Origin of the sequence: Sulfitobacter sp. W027 (assembly GCF_025143985.1) — a bacterium.
Lineage (GTDB): Bacteria > Pseudomonadota > Alphaproteobacteria > Rhodobacterales > Rhodobacteraceae > Sulfitobacter.
The window spans coordinates 1936535-1955516 of the sequence record NZ_CP083564.1 but is presented as its reverse complement, the minus strand read 5'-3'; the positions used below and the strand labels follow the sequence as shown (position 1 = coordinate 1955516).

Below are 18982 nucleotides of genomic sequence, written 5' to 3'. Positions count from 1 at the left end.
GCATTGCGTTCGCGGCGGCTGTTGGCATGCTGTGGTTACTTGGTCTCGCCGTAGCCCTCTACATCTGACTTTTGGCATCTTCTCTGGGTTTGCCGCGATTCCTTTCTCAGCATAGCTTTGCTAACTCGAACAGAAAAATGCATGGCAAGACCGATACCGCATGTCATTGATCACATTGCGTGAGCAACAAAGGGAGGCAACCTGAATGACTGACTCTGAGCGCATCAAGCTGTTAGAGGCTGCTTTGATTAAGTACGTAGAGATGTATGGGTTTATTGACGAAGCACGAGATTATTATCTCCGTTTGCACCAGCTCAAGTCTCTCAAGCCAAACTAGCAATATTTTATATTACGAAAAGCTAAGGGCTGGGGTACAGACGCCTCAAACTCCGACACAAAGTCGGCACTCTTGATAATTGTTAAACTAGCGCCAAGCGTGGTTGAGCGGTGCTCTGAACTTGATACTTCTGCGATGAATATTTTGCGGGGGTGGGCAATTGTCGTCTAACGATCACAACAATCAAAACATTTTGGCGCGGCTCATCCAGCGGTGGAAGCTAGCATATTTAATTGGAGCTTCGATCATAGTAGCGCTTTGGATTGCAGCAGCATATGAGCTGATCACCTACATGCTCGAAAGTTAGAAGAGGCAGCTCCCAATTTTCGACATGGGTGACTTGTCGCTTTGCTTGTCACCTCTACCTTGAGCCTATGGCATCTGAAGAGCAGAACAAAATGACCAAGAAACGGAAAGTCCGGGAGCGCAGGGCGGACAGCGGGCAGGTGCGAGAGCGCTTGGCGTTTATTCTGGCTTTGTTAGCGCTATGGTCGTTTGGCTTCTGGTTCGTGCTGACCCACTGATGCGCTGTGGGATTACCAGACTACAGCCCCAACAAATTGTGATTGAAATTAAACCTAATCGCACACAGTGGGGTGGATTGTAGGGTGGATGTAATTTGATCGGGCTTCGAAAAGCCTATCTATTTCAATTAGTTGCAATGCAATAGTGGTGCCCCCACACGGACTCGAACCGCGGACCTACTGATTACAAATCAGTTGCTCTACCAGCTGAGCTATAGGGGCACTGAGGGCTCATTTAGAGAAAGGACGCGGGGGGTGCAAGAGGGGAAATGCGAGTTTCTTTCGGATTTTACACGGGCCGCGCGACGGGCTATTCAACGCCAAGGTTTCAGCGGTTGAGCGGAGTATTATGCAGCTCGTTTTGCACACAGGTGTCCATTTCACAGAAGACGAGCGGCTGCTGAAATGCCTGCTGCGCAATCAGGACGATTTTGCCAAGACGGGCGTCAAGGTGCCCGGGCCCAGCACCTATCGCAACCTGTTTCGCGACACGCTTAATGCAATGCATAAGGCCGAGCCGTCAGAGGTGGCGCGCGATGTTTTGTTGGATGCGATTCTCGACGAGGGGACAGCCAAGCGGGTGATCCTGTCGGACGCGAATTTCTTCCGCTCGCCTGCCACGGCCCTGCAAGAGGGGGTGCTCTACCCCGCCGCCGCCGTTCGGATGTTGCGCATGGCGCAGCTTTTCCCAGACGATGAGATTCGCATCTTCATGGCGATCCGAAACCCCGCATCGCTGGTGCCAGTGCTTTACGAGAAAGCGGCAGATAAGACCTCGGCTGCGTTCTGGGGAGAGCGAGGGCCGGAAGACCTGCGCTGGTCCGAGACGATTTCCCAATTGCGTGAGGCGGCGCCGGGGATCCCGATCACCGTCTGGTGTAACGAAGATCTCCCGCTGATCTGGGCGCAGATCATCCGTGAGATGGCCGGATTGGAGCCGGAGACCAAGATCAAGGGCGGCTTTGATCTGCTGCATGCGATCATGTCCGAAGAGGGGATGCGGCGGTTCCGCAGCTATCTCGACACCCATCCCGAGATGTCCGAGGCGCAGAAACGGCGGGTGATTACAGCGTTTCTCGACAAATACGCGCTGGAAGAAGAGATCGAGGAAGAGCTCGATATGCCCGGTTGGACCGAGGAATTGGTCGAGCGGATGACGGCACTTTATGACGCGGATGTAGAAGTCATCCGCGCCATGCCGGGCGTCACCCTGATCGCGCCTTAAACATTGGCTTCAGCCAGTTCGGTGATCACATCGTAGGCCACGGCTACATCCTCGGCCGTGGCGGTGAAAGCGCCTGCTTGAAAGCGGATCACCAATGCCCCGTCGATGCGGGTCTGGGTCAGGTAGATCCGCCCATCGTCGTTGATCCGATTGAGCAGGTCTTGGTTATGCGCCTCATGGTCTGCGGTCGCCAAATGGCGGAAGGTGAAGAGGGAGAGCATTGGCGGGGTCACGATCTCGAACCCTTCCGTCGCCTCCAGCCGTGCGGCCAAGTCCTGCGCCCATGTCACATGGTTGCGGATCATCTCGCGCAGCCCTTCCAGCCCATGGGCACGGATCAGGAACCATAGTTTCAGTGCCCGGAAACGGCGGCCCAGCGGCACGGACCATTCGGAATAGTTCACAATCCCATCCGCGCCGTGGGTCTTCAGGTACTCCGGCTGGATCGCCAGCGTGCGGACCAGATCGTCAGGATTGCGCAGAAAATGCGTGGTGCAATCAAACTGGGCGCCCAGCCATTTGTGCGGGTTCATTACCACGGAATCGGCGCGTTCGACCCCGGCCCAAAGGGCGCGGAACTCTGGACAGATCATCGCTGATCCGGCCCATGCGGCATCGACATGGGTGTAGAGCCCTTCGGCCTCGGCCACATCCATCACGGCGGCGATGTCATCGCTGGCGCCCGCGCTGGTGCCGCCGGTGCAGGCGATGATCCCCGCCGGTAGATGCCCCGCCGCGCGGTCGGCAGCGATGGCGGCGCGCAACGCGTCCGCGTCCATCGCGCGGGTCGGGCCTTGGGTCGGAATGCGGACAAGGTTCTCTTCGCCTAGCCCTGCGATCCAGATGGCGCGGTCGACCGACGTATGCACCTCTGCCGAGCAATAGACCCGCAGGCGCGGCTGGCCTGACAGGCCCGCTTTGTTGCCCTGCCAGTCCAAGGCCCGTTCGCGCATGGTCAGCACCGCGCAGAGCGTGGCGGAACTGGCGCTGTCTTGGATCACCCCGGTGAACCCATCAGGCAGGCCGATCGCCTGGCGCATCCAGTCGCAGACGCGGGTTTCCAGCTCGGTCGCCGCCGGAGAGGTCTGCCAGAGCATGCACTGTGCCGCGATGGCCGAGACGAAATATTCCGCCAGCACCGAAACGGGTGCCGCGTTGGCCGGGAAATAGGCAAAAAAACGGGGGTGCTGCCAATGGGTCATGCCGGGCAGGATGGTTTGTTCGAAATCGTCGAAAATCGACTGCATCGCCTCGGCCCCCTCGGGCGGCGCATCGGGCAGGGCAGAGAGCACCGCGCCGGGCGCCACCTGTGCACGCACCGGACGGTCGCGCAAACCTGCGTGGTAATCGGCGGCCCAGTCGGCGGCGCGGCGGCCCCACTTTCGGAAATCTTCCCAGTTCATGCGCGGCTCCTGTCGGTTTTAATTCTGGTTGTCATCCGCATTTCCTGCCCCATGTTGTTGTATTGTCTCACTGTTGTTCCGCGCGGCTTGGCCTCTTCAAGAATGTTGTCGCAGCGGTTATGGTGATCGTCACGCCCTTTTGGGCAGTCTTTGACTTGGTAAGTAGCGATCAGGAAACCGTCAAGAATGGCCACAATGCCCCCCCTGCGCCGCACGGCCCGCTCCCTTCCGATTGCCCTGTTGCGCGCGCGCGAAAGGGTGATGGGGCCGATCCGGGAAATCCTGAACGAAAGCGGCATCTCGGAACAGAAGTTCCGGGTGCTGCGTGTCGTTGAGGAATCCGGCCCAATGGAGCAAACAGCATTGGCGCAGCAGGCCTGTCTGCTGCTGCCGAGCCTGACACGCATGTTGCGCGCGATGGAGGAAGAGGGGCTGCTGAGCCGTGCCAGTGATCCAGATGATGGGCGCAAGTCCATCGTCACGATCACCGATCAGGGCCAACAGATTTTGCAAGACCACGCGGGCGATGCCGCGGCGCTATTTTCCGATTTCGAGGCCCGTTTTGGCAAGCAGCGGATGGAAGACCTGCTGGATATGCTCGAAGACCTCGTCAATCTGGACATGCAGAAAAAGACCGACGGGCCGAAGAAAGACTGACGGGCAAGGGGTTTACGCCCCGTTCACCGCCCGCCGAACCGCGCAAATCCCCGCCAGGGTCATACGGCTGCCGTCAGCCTCGGTCGCGCGCGCGCCCTGTTGCGACAAGGCCCGCAGATAAAGCGGCGTAGCGCCGCCCGTGCCGATTACCGCCAGCTTCTGCCCCAGCCAATAGGCCCGCGCCGCCGCAAGTTCCGCGCCGATCAGGGTGCCGGCCAGCCGCGCCTCTGCAGTGGGGGGCGGGACGTTGCCCAATGCCAGATCAGCCCGGATGGAGGCTAGCCGTCCCGCCAGCCGCTCGGGCCGCGACAACCCGTCGCTGAGCGCGTCGTCAAAGGACGTGTCATCCAGCGCCGTGCCCTCGGCGGGCGTGCCTTGGCCCAAATGACCCAGTAATTCTCCGGTCAGGAAGGTCTGAAAGCTCACCACTTCTCCCGCGCTGACCTGCGCCCAGACCGAAGTCGCCCCCGGAAGGCAGATGACCCCGTCCCAGTCTTTGTTCAGGCTCAGAAACCCCGCGATCCGGGTTTCGGCCCCTTGCAGCAGCCCGCTTGGAGTCTGTTGTCGCAGGGCGGGGATGACCTGAAGGTCGAAGTTCCCTGTTGCGACCGATGTTGTCGCTTGGGCAATCGCATCGCAAGGGACCGCGCGGGGGGCGGCATTGGCCCAACCCGCAGGAAGCCCGGCCACAAATGCCGGTAGGCGCGGCAGATCCCACGGAGCGGTGAGGGTTTTCAGTATCGCGTCAAGCGCCTCAACAGAGGACAGCTGCGCGGCGTCGCCCTCTGCTGTAGCGGTCTCAAGGGCCGAGCTGCCCTGCATCGCCCAGAGCTGCAGGCGCGTCTCTTGCACCTCTACGGCCAGCCAGTTTGCCGTGCTCACGTCTGTCATCTCGCCGACCTTTCTCGTGAATTTCCCGTCTGGCATAGGCTTTGTGACCAGTGGGTTCAATCCTCCTGCACCCCATTCCCCAAGAGTTACTTTAAGCATGAAATATTTATCCTTGAACGAAAGGGCGACTCGTCCTAGGCTCCGTTTCAAAGCGAACCAGAGGGGAATTTCGATGCGTGCAATCTGTCTTGGCGGTGGTCCTGCGGGGCTGTACTTCGCGATTTCGCTGAAACTGCGCCAGCCCGAGGCTGATGTGACAGTGATGGAACGCAACCGTGCCGATGATACCTTCGGTTGGGGCGTCGTGCTTTCGGACGAAACGCTCGATAATCTTGAAGCCAATGATCCGGTCTCGGCACGCGAAATCCGCAGCCACTTTGCTTATTGGGACGACATCGCCCTGCACCATAAGGGTCACGTGATCCACAGCACCGGCCACGGCTTCTGCGGGATCGGGCGCAAACGTCTGCTGCTGGTCCTGCAAGAGCGGGCGCGCGAGTTGGGCGTGAACCTGCAGTTCGAGACCGAGGTCAAAGCCGCCTCCGAATATATGGACGATTACGATCTCGTGGTTGCCAGCGATGGACTTAATTCCAAAACTCGGATGGAATTCGAAGAGACGTTCCAGCCCGACATCGACGTGCGCCGCTGCCCCTTTGTCTGGCTCGGCACGCATCAGAAGTTCGACAACGCCTTTACCTTCATCTTTGAGAAGACCGACAAAGGCTGGATCTGGGTCCACGCCTACCAGTTTGACAAGGACACCGCGACATTCATCGTGGAATGCAGTCAAGAGACTTTCGACGCCTACGGCTTCGGCGAAAAGACCCAGGAAGAGACCATCGCGATCTGCGAGGAGATCTTCAAAAACCACCTTGGCGGCCACAAACTGATGACCAACGCCACCCACATTCGTGGCTCGGCTTGGATCAAATTCCCCCGCGTACTCTGCGAGAAGTGGAGCCACGAGAATGTCGTGCTTCTGGGCGATGCCTCGGCCACGGCGCATTTCTCGATCGGGTCGGGCACGAAACTGGCGCTGGAATCGGCGATTTCGCTGGCGAAACATGTCAGTGATGATGCGGACCTGCCGACCGCCTTCGAGAAATACGAAGAGGCCCGCCGCCTCGAAGTCCTGCGTCTGCAATCAGCGGCGCGCAACTCGGTCGAATGGTTCGAGGACGTGGAACGCTACCTCGACCTCGACCCGGTGCAGTTGAACTACTCCATGCTGACGCGAAGCCAGCGGATCAGCCACGAGAACCTGCGCGAGCGTGACCCCAAATGGCTGGAAGGGGCCGAGAAATGGTTCCTTGAACAGGCCGGTGCCGACACCAATGGTCCGGTCCGCGCGCCGATGTTCGCGCCCTTCCGCCTGCGCGACATGAAGCTCAAGAACCGCATCGTGGTCTCGCCAATGGCGCAGTACAAGGCGGTCGACGGCTGCCCGACCGACTGGCATCTCATCCATTACGCCGAACGCGCCAAGGGCGGCGCCGGGCTGGTCTATACCGAGATGACCTGTGTGAGCCCCGAGGGCCGGATCACGCCGGGCTGCCCCGGCCTCTATGCGCCTGAACACGAAGCGGCGTGGAAGCGCCTGACCGATTTCGTTCACGCCGAGACCGACGCCAAAATCTGCTGCCAGATCGGCCATTCGGGGCGCAAGGGTTCGACCCAGCTTGGTTGGGAAGAGATGGACGCGCCGCTGAAGGCGGGCAATTGGGAGATCATCTCGGCCTCCGCGATCCCGTGGTCCGAGAACAACGCGGTGCCCAAGGCGGCGACGCGCGCGGACATGGACACAATCCGCGACGAATTTGTCGAAGCCACCCGGATGGCCGACCGTGCCAACTTCGACATGGTCGAATTGCACGCGGCCCATGGCTACCTGATCTCGTCCTTCATCTCGCCGCTCTCGAACCAGCGCGACGACGAATACGGCGGCAGCTTGGAGAACCGCATGCGCTACCCGCTGGAGGTATTCAAAGTGATGCGTGACGCTTGGCCCGAGGAAAAGCCAATGTCGGTGCGTATCTCAGCCAATGACTGGGTCGAAGAAAACGGCGTCACCCCCGAAGAGGCCGTCGAGATCGCCCGCATGTTCCATGAGGCGGGCGCCGACATCATCGACGTCTCGGCGGGCCAGACCTCGAAACAGGCCAAGCCGGTCTATGGCCGTATGTTCCAGACCCCCTTCAGCGACCGCATCCGCAACGACGGCGGCATCAAGACCATGGCCGTGGGCAATATCTACGAGGCCGACCACGTGAACTCGATCCTCATGGCGGGCCGCGCTGATCTGGTTTGCCTTGCCCGTCCGCATCTGGCCGATCCCTATTGGACCCTGCACGCCGGTGCCGCCATCGGTGACCGCCACGCCGACTGGCCGCTGCCCTACGGGCCGGGCCGCGATCAGGCATGGCGGCTCGCGGACCGCGCTGCGGAGATGGAGAAGGTATGAGCCATATCGTCATCACCGGCGGCGGCACTGGCGTCGGTGCCGAAATCGCACACGCTGTGGCCGGAACCGGCGCGAAGGTGACCATCATGGGCCGCCGCGAAGCACCGCTGCGCGAACAGGGCTTGCCGTTCCAGACCTGTGACGTGACCGACGCGGACGCCGTTCAGGCGGCCTTCGCCGCCGCGCGCGCGGAAAACGGCCCGGTCACCGGCGTTATCGCAAACGCAGGGGCCGCGCATTCCGCGCCCTTTCACAAGATCACCGCGCAGGACATGAGCGACATGCTGGCGGTTAACGTCACCGGCGTCTTCAACGTCTGGCAGGCGGCGCTGTCGGAGATGAAAGAAGCCGAGCAGGGGCGGCTCATTGTCGTGGCCTCCACCGCGGGCCTTAAGGGCTATCCTTACGTCGCGGGCTATGTCGCCGCGAAACACGGCGTCGTCGGCCTCACCCGCGCGCTGGCGCTGGAACTGGCCCGCACGGGCATCACCGTCAATGCAATTTGCCCCGGTTTCATCGACACGCCGCTGCTGGAACGCTCGGTCGAGAATATCACCAGTAGCACTGGCAAGAGCGCCGAGGAGGCCCGTGCCCTTCTGAAACGCGCCAGCCCACAGAACCGCTTTGTCGAGACCTCCGAGGTCGCCAGTGCCGTGCTCTACTTGCTATCGGACGCCGCTGCCTCAGTGAACGGCCACGCTCTGTCTTTGTCTGGGGGCGAGGTATGAGCAGCGTGGCCAAGGATCGTGTACGTCTCTGGCTGCGACTGCTGAAAGTCGTGCGCGGGCTGGAGCAGGAGCTGCGCGACACACTGCGCCGCGAACATAACACCACGCTGCCGCGCTTCGACGTGATGTCGGCCCTCTCGCGCCATCCCGAAGGGCTGAAGATGAGCCAACTTTCGGGCGTGCTCCGCGTGTCGAACGGCAATGTCACCGGCATCGCCGACAGGCTGAGCGATGAGGGGCTGGTGGAGCGCATCCCCGTGCCCGGCGACCGCCGCGCGATGATGCTGCGGCTGACGCCCGAGGGGGCGGCGCAGTTCGCCCGCCAAGCCCAGGCGCATGAAGACTGGATCAACGAAAAGCTGCGCGGAATCTCCTCCGAGGAAGCCCGCGCTATGGCGGCCCGCCTACAGGCCTTCGCCGCCCAAACTGAAGAAAAGGAAAACGCCAATGCGCAGTGATGTGACGCATTTTCAATGCGAGATCAAAGACCGGATCGCCACCGTGCGGCTCGACCGGCCCGACCGTAAGAACCCGCTGACCTTCGACAGCTATGCCGAGCTACGCGACTGGTTCCGCGATCTGGTCTATGCCGATGACGTTGATGTGGTGATCTTCGGCTCCAACGGCGGCAACTTTAGCTCCGGCGGCGATGTGCATGATATCATTGGGCCTTTGACCCGGATGAACATGAAAGAACTGCTGCGATTCACCCGCATGACCGGCGATCTGGTCAAGGCGATTGTCAATTGCGGCAAGCCGGTGATCGCCGCCGTGGATGGCGTCTGCGTCGGCGCGGGCGCGATCATCGCCATGGCCTCGGACCTGCGGCTGGCGACGGCGGAGGCCAAGACAGCCTTCCTCTTTACCCGCGTCGGTCTGGCGGGCTGCGACATGGGCGCCTGCGCGATCCTGCCGCGCATCATCGGCCAGACACGCGCCGCCGAACTGCTCTACACCGGCCGCTCGATGTCGGCGGAAGAGGGCGAACGCTGGGGCTTTTACAACCGTCTGGTCACAGGCGAGACGCTGGAAGAGGAAGCGCTTAAACTGGCGCAGAAAATTCAGGCTGGTCCCAATTTCGCGCATATGATGACCAAGACGATGCTGGCCCAAGAATGGGCCATGTCCATCGAACAGGCGATCGAGGCCGAGGCGCAGGCGCAGGCGATCTGCATGCAGACCGGCGATTTCGAGCGCGCCTACAACGCTTTCGTTGCCAAGGAACGCCCGGTCTTCGAAGGGGACTGAGCCACTAACGAGAAGCCAAATGAAAATGACGCGGGGAGGCGTAAACCATGGCTGACAAAAGTTTTCTCGACTGGCCCTTTTTCGAGCCGCGCCACAAGGAACTGGCGCTGAAGCTCGACGATTGGGCCGGGCGCGAGCTACGAAACGTGGATCACGGCGACACCGACGGTGCCTGCCGCGATCTGGTGACGATGATGGGGCAGGACGGCTGGCTGCGGCACAGCGGGGCCGAGGGCGACGAAGTGCTTGACGTTCGTACCCTCTGCCTGATCCGCGAAACGCTGGCGCGGCATGACGGGCTGGCAGATTTTGCCTTTGCTATGCAGGGGCTTGGCACCGGGGCGATCTCGCTCTTCGGCAGCGATGAGCAGAAGGCTGAATGGCTGCCCAAGACGCGATCGGGGCAGGCGATCTCGGCCTTCGCCCTGACCGAGCCGCAGTCCGGCTCCGACGTGGCCAATTCAACCATGACAGCGAAACCCGTTGGCAACGGCTATGTGCTCGACGGGCGCAAGACCTGGATCTCCAACGGCGGCATCGCGGATGTCTACACTGTCTTTGCCCGCACCGGCGAGGCGCCGGGTGCCAAGGGGCTTTCGGCCTTCATTGTGCCCGCCGATACACCCGGCCTGAAGGTCGAGGAACGGCTCGAGGTCATGGCCCCGCACCCGCTGGCCACGCTGCATTTCGACGGCGTGAAACTGCCCGGCTCGGCGCTTCTGGGCGAGGCGGGGCGCGGCTTTGCCATCGCCATGTCGGTGCTTGACGTCTTCCGTTCCACCGTGGCCGCCGCCGCTCTGGGCTTTGCCCGCCGCGCGCTGGACGAAGCACTCATGCGCGTCACTACCCGTCAGGTGCAAGGCGCGCCCCTGAGCGAATTGCAGATGGTGCAGGGCCATATCGCGGATATGGCGCTTGATGTCGATGCCGCGGCGCTGCTGGTTTACCGCGCCGCCTGGACCAAGGACAGCGGCGCGCCGCGTGTGACGCGCGAGGCGGCGATGGCCAAGCTCTTCGCCACCGATCAGGCGCAGAAGGTGATCGACAAGGCGGTGCAACTGCACGGCGGCGATGGTGTCCGCAATGGCGAGGCGGTCGAGCGTCTTTACCGCGAAATCAGGGCCTTGCGCATTTACGAAGGCGCCTCGGACGTGCAACGTGTGGTCATCGCCCGTCAGACTTTGGGAGCCATGTGATGAAGCTGCACCCGACCGGACATGAAGACACCTTCGCCCGCGATAACCTGCCGCCCTTCGACCAGTGGCCGGACCTCCTGTTGGAGCGTTTCGATTACCCAGAACGTCTGAACGTCGGTGTCGAACTCACTGACAAGATGGTCGAAAAGGGCTTTGGAGATCACACCGCGCTGATCGGCAACGGGCGCCGGCGCACCTACAAGGAGTTGTCGGACTGGACCAACCGTCTGGCCGCTGCGCTGGTCGAGGATCTGGGCGTGAAGCCGGGCAACCGCGTGCTGATCCGCTCGGCCAACAACCCGGCGATGGTGGCCTGCTGGCTGGCGGCGACCAAGGCGGGCGCGGTGGTCGTGAATACCATGCCGATGCTGCGCGCGGGCGAGCTTTCGGCCATCGTCGATAAGGCCGAGATCAGCCACGCGCTTTGCGACACGCGGCTGATGGACGAGATGACGACCTGCGCGAAGTCGTCGAAGTTTCTCAAGGCCGTGGTGGGCTTCGACGGCACCAGCAACCATGACGCCGAACTGGACCGTCTGGCGCTGGAAAAACCCGTGCATTTTGAGGCCGCCGACACCGCGCAGGACGATGTGGCACTGCTCGGGTTTACCTCAGGAACGACCGGTAACCCCAAGGCAACAATGCATTTTCACCGCGATCTCCTGATTATCGCGGATGGTTATGCCCGCGAGGTTCTGAACGTCACGCCCGATGATGTCTTCGTCGGCTCCCCGCCTCTGGCTTTTACCTTCGGCCTTGGCGGCCTTGCCGTCTTCCCGCTGCGCTTCGGGGCCGCGGCGACGCTTCTAGAGACCGCCAGCCCGCCCAACATGATCGAGATCATCGAGAAGTACAAAGCCACCGTCTGCTTCACCGCGCCTACCGCCTACCGCGCCATGCTGCAGGCGATGGAGGAGGGCGCGGACCTCAGCAGCCTGCGCGCCGCCGTTTCGGCGGGCGAGACGCTGCCCGCGCCGGTCTACCATGAGTGGCAGGAGAAGACCGGCAAGCCCATGCTCGACGGCATCGGGGCGACGGAAATGCTGCATATCTTCATCTCCAACCGCTTCGACGACCACCGGGCCGCTTGCACCGGCAAGCCGGTGACAGGCTATGAGGCGAAGGTGATCGATGGGGAAGGGAACGAGGTCCCGCGGGGAGAGGTGGGGCGTCTGGCGGTACGCGGGCCGATTGGCTGCCGCTATCTGGGCGACAAGCGGCAAGCCGATTACGTGAAGGACGGTTGGAACATCACCGGCGACAGCTTCACGATGGATGAGAACGGCTACTTGCATTTCGCGGCACGCAATGACGATATGATCATCAGTTCTGGCTACAACATCGCCGGGCCAGAAGTGGAAGCAGCGCTGCTAAGCCACCCGATTGTGCGTGAATGCGGCGTCGTTGCGGCCCCTGACGAAGCGCGCGGTTCTATCGTGCAGGCGCATGTGGTTCTGGTTGACGGAACGCCGGAAGATGCCAATACAATCAAAATATTGCAGGACCATGTTAAAGCGACCATCGCGCCTTATAAATACCCGCGCGACATTCGTTTCATCAAGGAACTGCCGAAAACCGCAACCGGGAAGATCCAGCGTTTCGCGCTGAGAGAGGGTAAATGGGCACGTTTGACGAAGCCTCCAAGGGCGCGAAGATGAATTTTGCCAAGGATAAGTCCTATGGCGATTATCTGGGGTTGGACCAGATCCTGACGACGGAAAACCCGCTCGACATGGCGCATGACGGGCTGTTGTTTATCATCCAGCACCAGACCTCGGAGCTGTGGATGAAACTGGCAATCCACGAGTTGACCGCCTGCCGCAAATCGCTTCAGGCGGGGGAGTTGCGCCAAAGTTTCAAGATGTTGACCCGCGTGGCGCGAATTTTTGAACAGCTCAACTCCGCGTGGGACGTGCTGCGGACCATGACGCCCAGTGAATATACCCAATTCCGTCCGTATCTGGGTGCGTCGTCGGGGTTTCAGTCTTACCAGTACCGTTTGATCGAATATTTGCTGGGCAACCGGATCGCGGCACTGACCAAGCTGCATGAACACACGCCCGAACCTCATGCGGCGCTGGTCGCAGAGATGCAGCAGCCGAGCCTCTATCAGGTGGCGATTGATCTGCTTTGTGAGCGGATGGGCGAGCCGTCCCTCGCGGGCAGCCCGGAACCGAAGGCTTGGGAGGCCAAGCCAGAAGTCCAAGACCTGTGGAAACAGGTTTATGAAGACCCGACAACCAATTGGGAACTTTATGAATTGGCGGAAAAGCTCGTCGATCTTGAAGACTACTTCCGCCGCTGGCGTTTCAACCACGTTACCACCGTGGAACGCATCATCGGTTTCAAGCGCGGCACCGGGGGCACCTCGGGTGTGACCTACCTGCGCAAAATGCTCGAAGTGGAGCTTTTCCCCGAGCTTTGGCATGTAAGAGGAGCACTGTAAGTGTCTGTTTTGAAAAAATATCAGTTTGTCCTGCCCGAGGGCGTCATCTACCTTGACGGCAACTCGCTAGGGCCGCTGCCCAAGGCCGCCGCGGCGCGGGTGCAGGAGATGATCGCAGATGAATGGGGCGAGATGCTGATCCGCGGCTGGAACCAAGCCGGATGGATGGAACAGCCCACGCGGGTTGGTAATATGGTCGCGGGCATCGTCGGCGCGCCGGAAGGCTCCGTGGTAATGGGCGACACGCTGTCGATCAAGGTCTTTCAGGCGCTCGCCTCGGCGGTTAAACTGCGCCCCGGTCGCAAGGTGATCCTCTCGGACACCGGTAATTTTCCCTCGGACCTCTATATGGCCGAAGGCTTGGTCGGGCTGTTGGAGCAGGGCTATGAGCTGCGCAGCGTTGCCCCCGAAGAGGTGAAAGACGCCATCAACGAAGACATCGCCGCCGTGATGTTGACAGAGGTGGATTACCGCACGGGCCGCAAGCATGACATGAAGGCGATGACTGAACTGGCCCATGCCAGTGGCGCTGTGATGATCTGGGATCTGGCACATTCGGCAGGTGCGCTGCCGGTCGATCTGGCGGGCAGCAACTGCGAATTTGCCGTGGGCTGCACCTATAAATACCTGAACGGCGGACCGGGCGCGCCGGGGTTCATCTATGTGCGCCCCGATCTGGCGGACGAAGTACAGCCTGCGCTTGCCGGGTGGCTGGGGCACCGCCAGCCCTTTGCCTTTGATCTGGAGTACAAACCGGGGCAGGGCATTGAGCGGATGCGCGTCGGCACGCCGCCGGTGATCCAATTGACCGCGCTGGAAGTGGCGATGGGGCTTTGGACGGACGTAGACATGCAAGAGCTGCGCGCCGCCTCCATTGCATTGCAGGAGCAGTTCATCGAAGAGATCGAGCGCGACGTACCGCAACTGACCCTTGCCAGCCCGCGCAACAGCGCTGAGCGGGGCAGTCAGGTGTCGTTCCGATTTGAGGAAGGCTATGCCGCGATGCAGGCCGTGATCGATCGCGGCGTGATCGGTGATTTCCGCGCGCCCGACATCATGCGGTTCGGCTTCACGCCGCTTTATATCGACGCCGAGGACGTCTCCAAAGCCGTGGCGATCATCCGCGATGTGATGGAGAACCGCCTCTGGGACAACGAAAAATACAAGACTCGCGCGAGGGTGACCTGACAGGGACAAATCCCCTCGCTAAGCTGGCGATACGACCCAATAGAACGGGCCCGGACAAGAGGCCCAACCAACCAAGGGAGAATGAAATGAAGATGAAGTCTTTTGTGATGGCGGCCTCGGTCGCGGCATTGGCAGCGGGTGGCGCATGGGCCGAAGGGGGCAAGGTGAAGGTCGGCATGATCACCACCCTGTCGGGCGGCGGCGCGGGCCTTGGTATCGACGTGCGCGACGGGTTTATGCTCGCCACCAAGATGGCCGGGAATGAGAACCTTGAGGTCGTGGTCGAAGACGACCAGCGCAAGCCCGAGATCGCTGTGCAACTGGCCGACAAGATGATCCAATCCGAAAAGGTCGACGTGCTGACCGGGATCATTTGGTCGAACCTCGCCATGGCCGTGGTGCCTGCCGCGACGGCGCAGGGTAAATTCTACCTTTCGCCCAATGCTGGCCCTTCGGCACTGGCCGGAAAGGGATGCAGCCCGCTTTATTTCAACGTCGCATGGCAGAACGACAACCTGCATGAAGCGGCGGGGGCTTACGCCAATGACGCGGGCTACAAGAACACCTTCATGCTGGCGCCGAACTATCCGGCGGGCAAGGACGCGCTGACCGGCTATAAGCGAACCTATGAGGGCGAGGCCGCGGGCGAGGTCTATACCGACTTGGGCCAGACCGACTATGCCGCCCAAATCGCGCAGATCCGTGCTTCGGGCGCGGACAGCGTGTTCTTCTTCCTGCCCGGCGGCATGGGGATTTCCTTCCTCAAGCAATATGCCAACTCCGGCGTCGATCTGCCCGTTGTCGGCCCGGCCTTCAGCTTTGACCAAGGCATCTTGCAAGCCGTAGGTGAGGCCGCGCTTGGCATCAAGAACACCAGCCAGTGGAACAAGGATCTGGACAACGAAGCCAACAAAGAGTTCGTGGCCGCCTTCCAAGAGGAATACGACCGTTTGCCGTCGCTCTATGCCAGCCAAGGCTATGACACCGCGAACCTGCTGCTGAGCGCAATGGGCAAGGCCGATGTGTCGGATCAAGACGCCTTCCAAGCGGCGCTGAAGGAGGCGGATTTTGCCTCTGTCCGGGGCAAGTTCAGCTTTGGCAATAACCAGCACCCGATTCAGGACTACTACGTGCGCGAGGTGGTCAAGGAGGGTGATGTCTATACCAACAAGCTCGTTGGCCCTTCGCTGACCGATCACGCTGACGCCTACGCGGCTGACTGCAAGATGTAATCCCGCGCGGCCCCGGCGATAGGTCGGGGCCGACATTTCCAAGCAGACACGCCGGGTGCCGCCCGGCGCGCCGGGAGGCTTTGCCAAATGTCATTCATCCTGCTCATGGAACAGGTGCTAAACGGGGTCCAATCCGGGGTCATGCTGTTCCTGATGGCCGCGGGTCTCACGCTGATCTTCGGGGTGATGGGGTTGATTAACCTCGCCCATGGATCGCTCTATATGGTTGGGGCTTTTGCCGCTGCGGCTATGGCAGCGGCGACCGGGTCTTTCTTGCTTGCATTGGTCGCTGCACTGGCCGCTTCGGCACTTGCAGGCTGCCTGATCGAGATGACCGTGATCCGCAGGCTCTATGACCGCGACCACCTTGACCAAGTGCTGGCCACCTTTGCGCTGATCCTGATTTTTTCCGAAGGGACAAGGTTTCTCTTTGGCTCCTTCCCGCTGTTTCTCGAAATTCCGGCGGCCCTGTCGGGCCCGGTGATGCTGCCGGGGGACATTCAATATCCGCTGTACCGTCTGGTGATCATCGGTGTGGGGCTGGCAATTGCGGCGGGGCTTTTTCTGCTGATCGCGCGCACCCGCATCGGCATCCAGATCCGCGCAGGTGAAGCGGACCGCGAGATGATTGCCGCCTTGGGCATCGACATTGCCAAGCTCTATACATTGATCTTTGCCCTTGGCGCGGCGCTGGCTGGGTTGGCCGGGGCGCTGGTCGGTGCGATCCAATCGGTGCAGGTGGGCATGGGCGAGCCGGTGCTGATCCTCGCTTTTGTGGTCATCGTCATTGGCGGTATCGGCTCGATCAAGGGCGCGCTTATTGGGGCGCTGCTGGTGGGGCTGACAGATACGCTCGGCTCAGTGCTGCTGCCGCTGTTTTTCGCCAATTTCATGGAGGCTTCGGCGGCCACCTCCGTGGGCTCCTCGCTGGCTTCGATGTCGATCTATATTCTGATGGCGGGGGTCTTGCTGTTCAAACCCACTGGCCTCTTTGGGGAGGCGTAAGATGTCCCGCGAAACGATCCTTAACACGTTCCTCTTCCTGCTGCTGCCCGCCACGGCGCTCGCCGCCTTTGCGCTGGACGAGCCGTTTATCATCACGCTGGCGACCAAGGCCGCGATCCTGGCGCTGGCGGGCGTGGGGCTCAACATCGCGCTTGGGCTTGGCGGGTTGGTCAGCTTTGGCCATGCGGCTTTCTTTGGGCTCGGTGGCTATGCCATGGGCATTCTGGCGGCCCATGCCCAAAGCTACACGCCGATTATGGAGAGCCCGTTTCTGATCGAAGGCACCAAGTCCATGCCGGTGATCTGGCTGGTGGCGCTGGTGGTCGCGGGCCTCGCGGCGCTGCTGATCGGTGCGCTGAGCCTGCGTACCTCGGGCGTCTATTTCATCATGGTTACGCTCGCCTTCGGACAGATGCTGTTCTACTTCGCGATCTCTTGGCCCGCCTATGGCGGCGAGGATGGGCTGTCGATCTATGTGCGCAACGGATTTCCGGGGCTGAACACGCTTGAACCGCTGACCTTCTTTGCCATCGCTTTTGCAATTCTCGCGGTGGTGCTGTTCTTCGTGGGCCGTCTGGCCCGCGCGCCCTTTGGCCTTGCGCTCTCGGCGGCGCGGCAGAATGCCGAGCGGGTAGAGGCCGTGGGCCTCGCGCCCTTCCGGCTGCGGCTGGTGGCCTTTGTCATCTCGGGGGCGGTGACAGGGCTGGCGGGCGCGCTTTTTGCCGATCTCAACCGTTTCGTCAGCCCGACGATGTTCTCGTGGCAGACCTCTGGTGAGATCATGATCTTCGTCATCCTTGGCGGGGTGGGGCGGCTCTTTGGCCCCGTGGCCGGGGCGGCGCTGTTCATCTTGCTTGAGCATGTCTTGGGCGGGCTGTCGGAGTTCTGGCACATCTATCTGGGGTTGCTGCTCTTGCTGGTGGTGCTTTTCGCCCGCGGCGGCATGATCGGCCTGATCGCCGGACGGGAGGTGGCCCATGACTGAGGTGCTTTTGGATGTGCGCAACCTGCACAAGAGCTTTGGCGCGTTGAAGGCCACCGACGATGTGTCGATCACCCTGCGTCCGGGCGAGATTCACGCGCTCATCGGCCCCAACGGCGCAGGCAAATCGACGCTGATCAAACAGATCGCTGGCGGGCTGCGGTCGGACAGCGGGACGGTGCATTTCGCCGGGCAGGACGTGACGCCGCTCAGCACCGTGCAGCGTGCGCGGGCGGGGCTGGGGCGGACGTTCCAGATCTCCTCGCTGGCGATGGAATACACGGTGCTGCAGAACGCCGTGCTGGGGGCGCTAGGGCAATCGGGCCGGGTGATGCGTTTCTTCGCGCCGGTGATGCGACAGGCAGAGCTGCGGGCCGAGGCAATGCGCGCCTTGGAACTGGTGGGACTGGCGGATCACGCGGCAAAACGCACTGCTGACCTGTCGCACGGGCAACGGCGTCAGCTAGAGGTCGCTGTGGCGCTGACGCTGCGGCCCAAAGTGTTCTTGATGGATGAGCCAATGGCGGGGCTGGGGGCCAGCGGCTCGAAAGAGATGACCGTCTTCCTCAACAAGTTGCGCACAGAGGCGCCGATCTTGTTGGTGGAACATGATATGGACGCGGTCTTCGCACTGGCAGACCGTATTTCGGTGCTGGTCTACGGCCAGATCATTGCCAGCGGCACGGCAGCCGAGATCAAGGCCGACCCGCAAGTCCGCGTGGCCTATCTGGGCGAGGAGGACGCGGCATGAGCTTGCTGAAACTCAAGGGCATCGAGGCGTCCTACGGCCCGACGCAGGCGCTCTTTGGCGTGGATCTTTCGCTGAAGGAGGGCGAGGTCTGCGCGCTGATGGGGCGCAACGGGATGGGCAAATCCTCCACCATCAAAGTGATCTGCCGGATGCTGAAACACAGCGGTGGCAGCGTGACTTTCGATGGGCGCGACATCGGCGGTCTGCCCAGTTTCCGCGCCGCGCAGGCCGGGCTGGGGCTGGTGCCGGAGGGACGCCGCTGTTTTGCGCCGCTGACGGTGCACGAAAACCTCATCGCTGCCGCCCGGCCAGGTGAATGGGACGAGGCGCGGGTTGTCGCGCTTTTCCCCCGTCTGGGCGAAAGGCGCGATCAGGCGGCGGGCTCGCTTTCGGGCGGGGAGCAGCAGATGCTGGCCATTGGCCGCGCCTTGATGACTAACCCGAAGCTGCTGTTGCTGGATGAGGCGACCGAAGGGCTTGCCCCCGTCGTGCGCCAAGAAATCTGGGCCGCCGTCGCGCAGTTGAAACGTGACAGCGGGCTGGCGCTTTTGGTGGTGGACAAATCCCTCGCCGAACTGCGCCGCGTGGCGGATCACGCCGTAATTCTCGAACGTGGCCGCACGGTCTGGACTGGCCCGATGCCCGCGCTCGATTCCCATATCGCCGATCAATTTCTCGGCGTGTGACTGTTAACAAAAAGGAACA

The 18982-nt window shown here is 61.6% G+C and carries 18 protein-coding genes and 1 tRNA gene; 15 read left to right on the top strand and 4 right to left on the bottom strand.

What is annotated here, in order from left to right; translation table 11 throughout:
* Positions 1-1007: 1007 nt before the first annotated feature.
* Positions 1008-1083 (bottom strand) — tRNA-Thr (locus K3759_RS09580).
* Positions 1084-1210: 127 nt separating this feature from the next.
* Between K3759_RS09580 and K3759_RS09575 the strand changes: the two genes are divergently transcribed.
* Positions 1211-2086: a hypothetical protein gene (locus K3759_RS09575; RefSeq protein WP_259981370.1), complete on the top strand. Its 876-nt coding sequence runs from the start codon at positions 1211-1213 to the stop codon at positions 2084-2086.
* On the opposite strand, the gene K3759_RS09570 is transcribed toward K3759_RS09575, so the two are convergent.
* Both K3759_RS09570 and K3759_RS09565 read right to left on the bottom strand, forming a co-directional pair.
* Positions 2083-3489: a pyridoxal-dependent decarboxylase gene (locus K3759_RS09570; protein ID WP_259981369.1), complete on the bottom strand. Its 1407-nt coding sequence runs from the start codon at positions 3487-3489 to the stop codon at positions 2083-2085. The genes K3759_RS09575 and K3759_RS09570 overlap by 4 nt on opposite strands.
* Positions 3486-3683 carry a hypothetical protein gene (locus K3759_RS09565; RefSeq protein ID WP_259981367.1) on the bottom strand — a complete coding sequence of 66 codons (198 nt, stop codon included), beginning with the start codon at positions 3681-3683 and terminating at the stop codon, positions 3486-3488. The genes K3759_RS09570 and K3759_RS09565 overlap by 4 nt, the downstream gene beginning before the upstream one ends.
* Between K3759_RS09565 and hpaR the strand changes: the two genes are divergently transcribed.
* Complete coding sequence (hpaR, locus tag K3759_RS09560; protein WP_311198989.1) at positions 3676-4146, top strand: homoprotocatechuate degradation operon regulator HpaR; 471 nt, start codon at positions 3676-3678, stop codon at positions 4144-4146. The genes K3759_RS09565 and hpaR overlap by 8 nt on opposite strands.
* Before the next feature lie 12 nt (positions 4147-4158).
* On the opposite strand, the gene K3759_RS09555 is transcribed toward hpaR, so the two are convergent.
* A complete protein-coding gene (locus K3759_RS09555; RefSeq protein WP_259981365.1) occupies positions 4159-5037 on the bottom strand; it encodes a 2-dehydro-3-deoxygalactonokinase in 879 nt (292 codons plus the stop codon).
* 172 nt (positions 5038-5209) lie between these two features.
* Between K3759_RS09555 and K3759_RS09550 the strand changes: the two genes are divergently transcribed.
* From K3759_RS09550 to K3759_RS09490, 13 genes are all read left to right on the top strand, one after another.
* A complete protein-coding gene (locus K3759_RS09550; RefSeq protein ID WP_259981364.1) occupies positions 5210-7501 on the top strand; it encodes a bifunctional salicylyl-CoA 5-hydroxylase/oxidoreductase in 2292 nt (763 codons plus the stop codon).
* Positions 7498-8229, top strand: coding sequence for an SDR family NAD(P)-dependent oxidoreductase (locus K3759_RS09545; RefSeq protein WP_259981363.1), 732 nt, complete (start codon positions 7498-7500; stop codon positions 8227-8229). The genes K3759_RS09550 and K3759_RS09545 overlap by 4 nt, the downstream gene beginning before the upstream one ends.
* Positions 8226-8687, top strand: a complete 462-nt coding sequence (locus K3759_RS09540) for a MarR family winged helix-turn-helix transcriptional regulator (RefSeq protein WP_259981361.1) — start codon at positions 8226-8228, stop codon at positions 8685-8687. Before K3759_RS09545 ends, K3759_RS09540 begins: the two co-directional genes overlap by 4 nt.
* Positions 8677-9477 carry an enoyl-CoA hydratase family protein gene (locus K3759_RS09535; protein WP_259981359.1) on the top strand — a complete coding sequence of 267 codons (801 nt, stop codon included), beginning with the start codon at positions 8677-8679 and terminating at the stop codon, positions 9475-9477. Before K3759_RS09540 ends, K3759_RS09535 begins: the two co-directional genes overlap by 11 nt.
* A 47-nt stretch (positions 9478-9524) precedes the next feature.
* Complete coding sequence (locus tag K3759_RS09530) at positions 9525-10673, top strand: acyl-CoA dehydrogenase family protein (protein ID WP_259981357.1); 1149 nt, start codon at positions 9525-9527, stop codon at positions 10671-10673.
* The gene (locus K3759_RS09525; RefSeq protein WP_259981355.1) at positions 10673-12331 is read left to right on the top strand and encodes an AMP-binding protein; all 1659 of its coding nucleotides are present in this window, start codon (positions 10673-10675) and stop codon (positions 12329-12331) included. Before K3759_RS09530 ends, K3759_RS09525 begins: the two co-directional genes overlap by 1 nt.
* Positions 12292-13119: a tryptophan 2,3-dioxygenase gene (locus tag K3759_RS09520; protein ID WP_259981353.1), complete on the top strand. Its 828-nt coding sequence runs from the start codon at positions 12292-12294 to the stop codon at positions 13117-13119. The genes K3759_RS09525 and K3759_RS09520 overlap by 40 nt, the downstream gene beginning before the upstream one ends.
* Positions 13120-14307 (top strand): kynureninase, encoded by a 1188-nt coding sequence (kynU, locus tag K3759_RS09515; RefSeq protein ID WP_259981351.1) that lies wholly within the window; start codon positions 13120-13122, stop codon positions 14305-14307.
* Between the two features lie 86 nt (positions 14308-14393).
* Complete coding sequence (locus K3759_RS09510; protein ID WP_259981349.1) at positions 14394-15539, top strand: ABC transporter substrate-binding protein; 1146 nt, start codon at positions 14394-14396, stop codon at positions 15537-15539.
* Positions 15540-15626: 87 nt separating this feature from the next.
* Positions 15627-16544 carry a branched-chain amino acid ABC transporter permease gene (locus K3759_RS09505; protein WP_259981348.1) on the top strand — a complete coding sequence of 306 codons (918 nt, stop codon included), beginning with the start codon at positions 15627-15629 and terminating at the stop codon, positions 16542-16544.
* Position 16545: 1 nt separating this feature from the next.
* Positions 16546-17529, top strand: coding sequence for a branched-chain amino acid ABC transporter permease (locus tag K3759_RS09500; protein WP_259981346.1), 984 nt, complete (start codon positions 16546-16548; stop codon positions 17527-17529).
* Positions 17522-18277, top strand: a complete 756-nt coding sequence (locus K3759_RS09495; RefSeq protein WP_259981345.1) for an ABC transporter ATP-binding protein — start codon at positions 17522-17524, stop codon at positions 18275-18277. Before K3759_RS09500 ends, K3759_RS09495 begins: the two co-directional genes overlap by 8 nt.
* Positions 18274-18963 carry an ABC transporter ATP-binding protein gene (locus K3759_RS09490; RefSeq protein ID WP_259981344.1) on the top strand — a complete coding sequence of 230 codons (690 nt, stop codon included), beginning with the start codon at positions 18274-18276 and terminating at the stop codon, positions 18961-18963. Before K3759_RS09495 ends, K3759_RS09490 begins: the two co-directional genes overlap by 4 nt.
* The last annotated feature ends 19 nt before the right edge of the window (positions 18964-18982 follow it).

Bases quoted from the DNA above. Each gene is read 5' to 3' on its own strand.
- K3759_RS09575 (WP_259981370.1), top strand. From the start codon at position 1,211: ATGCAGCTCGTTTTGCACACAGGTGTCCATTTCACAGAAGACGAGCGG.
- K3759_RS09570 (WP_259981369.1), bottom strand. From the start codon at position 3,489: ATGAACTGGGAAGATTTCCGAAAGTGGGGCCGCCGCGCCGCCGACTGG.
- hpaR (WP_311198989.1), top strand. From the start codon at position 3,676: ATGGCCACAATGCCCCCCCTGCGCCGCACGGCCCGCTCCCTTCCGATT.
- K3759_RS09555 (WP_259981365.1), bottom strand. From the start codon at position 5,037: ATGACAGACGTGAGCACGGCAAACTGGCTGGCCGTAGAGGTGCAAGAG.
- K3759_RS09550 (WP_259981364.1), top strand. From the start codon at position 5,210: ATGCGTGCAATCTGTCTTGGCGGTGGTCCTGCGGGGCTGTACTTCGCG.
- K3759_RS09545 (WP_259981363.1), top strand. From the start codon at position 7,498: ATGAGCCATATCGTCATCACCGGCGGCGGCACTGGCGTCGGTGCCGAA.
- K3759_RS09540 (WP_259981361.1), top strand. From the start codon at position 8,226: ATGAGCAGCGTGGCCAAGGATCGTGTACGTCTCTGGCTGCGACTGCTG.
- K3759_RS09535 (WP_259981359.1), top strand. From the start codon at position 8,677: ATGCGCAGTGATGTGACGCATTTTCAATGCGAGATCAAAGACCGGATC.
- K3759_RS09530 (WP_259981357.1), top strand. From the start codon at position 9,525: ATGGCTGACAAAAGTTTTCTCGACTGGCCCTTTTTCGAGCCGCGCCAC.
- K3759_RS09525 (WP_259981355.1), top strand. From the start codon at position 10,673: ATGAAGCTGCACCCGACCGGACATGAAGACACCTTCGCCCGCGATAAC.
- K3759_RS09520 (WP_259981353.1), top strand. From the start codon at position 12,292: ATGGGCACGTTTGACGAAGCCTCCAAGGGCGCGAAGATGAATTTTGCC.
- K3759_RS09510 (WP_259981349.1), top strand. From the start codon at position 14,394: ATGAAGATGAAGTCTTTTGTGATGGCGGCCTCGGTCGCGGCATTGGCA.
- K3759_RS09505 (WP_259981348.1), top strand. From the start codon at position 15,627: ATGTCATTCATCCTGCTCATGGAACAGGTGCTAAACGGGGTCCAATCC.
- K3759_RS09500 (WP_259981346.1), top strand. From the start codon at position 16,546: ATGTCCCGCGAAACGATCCTTAACACGTTCCTCTTCCTGCTGCTGCCC.
- K3759_RS09495 (WP_259981345.1), top strand. From the start codon at position 17,522: ATGACTGAGGTGCTTTTGGATGTGCGCAACCTGCACAAGAGCTTTGGC.
- K3759_RS09490 (WP_259981344.1), top strand. From the start codon at position 18,274: ATGAGCTTGCTGAAACTCAAGGGCATCGAGGCGTCCTACGGCCCGACG.